The organism is Arthrobacter sp. AOP36-C1-22, assembly GCF_052377515.1.
GTDB lineage: Bacteria > Actinomycetota > Actinomycetes > Actinomycetales > Micrococcaceae > Arthrobacter_H.
This window is the reverse complement of record NZ_JBQSWW010000063.1, coordinates 1-1,172: the sequence shown is the minus strand read 5'-3', so window position 1 is coordinate 1,172 and position 1,172 is coordinate 1. Positions and strand designations below refer to the sequence as shown.

Genomic DNA, 1,172 nt, shown 5'->3' with positions numbered 1-1,172 from the left:
AGCATGGTCGCCGGAATCGTCACGAAGACCTGCGCGTCCACCGTCTCCAACCCCTGGCCCCGGGGACCGTTGAGCATCATGTCGGTGAAGACATCGGCCCGCAACTGATCCAAGGTACGAAACTGTCCGGCATCATCACCGGCCCCGGCCCCCGGCGCCGGATCAGCAGCACCCTGGCCAAGTAGCTCCCCAACACGGCCCGGGGCCACTTCCTCAATGTCATGACCGGGGCCGGTGTTCCCGGCGGCGTGGGCTGCTGCCTGGCTGACCGCGGCCGCCGTTTCGGGGTCGGTCTTCAGCAGCCGGGCCATGGCATCGACCTTCGCGAAGATCGCCTGGCAACTAGCCGTGGGTAGATACCCCGAGAACCACGTCATCCCGTCACGGGCCTGTTCCAGCTCGATCCGGCGGTCCCGCAACTCGGTCCGGGAGCGTTTGGTGAAGGAAAACCCGTAATACTTCTCCAGGACCTGCCGGCCCCGGGCCCGCAATTGCGTAGGCGACTTCCCCGCAGCGATGGCCAACATATCGGCCCCGAAGTCCCGCCGATCGGCCCGGGCCCGGGCCGCTGCGGCGGCGACGTCGCGTTCGAACTCCTCCTTGCGGGCCTCGTCCGCATCCCGGGCCGGCAAGGCCGGTGGTTCGGCGGTGATGTGGTGGGTATGTTCCAGGATCCGTTGGACATGACTGGCCCCGATACGCCCCAACGCCAACGACTCCAGGACTTCGGGGGTATCCATCACCAGGGTCTCGGCCTGATCCAACACCCGATGTCCCTGGCCCGGGGACAACCCGGCGATCAGGGCGATTTCCATCGCGGCACTATCGGTGGCCGCGGAAGACACGATGCGTCCGGTCCGGAGCGAGATCCGCATCCCGGGCCGGTTTTGTAGTGCTTCCAGACGGGGATCTATCGCTTCTTGGGCCTCGTCGTGGAGCATGGCCGCGGCACGGAACTTCTCGGCTTCAGCGAAACGGGCCAATGCTTCCGCGGCCTTGAACCGGGTGGACCCGTCAACGGCCGTGGCGCTCTGACGGGTGAGTTGCCACCCGTTGACCGACACTGCTTCGTTGATCGCGTCCATGACCCCACTGTGCCAGTTGCCACCGACAGGTTGGACGGCAGCCACCGGGGTGTGCAGAACACGACCCGGAAGCGGGCCGGTGAGGGG

1 protein-coding gene is annotated in these 1,172 nt (G+C 66.7%); it reads right to left on the bottom strand.

The genetic code is table 11. The features are described 5' to 3' along the window. The coding region (locus ACT3S6_RS15875) for a DUF222 domain-containing protein (protein WP_444555773.1) at positions 1 to 1,085 on the bottom strand (1,085 nt) is incomplete at its 3' end. Positions 1,086 to 1,172: the final 87 nt, after the last annotated feature.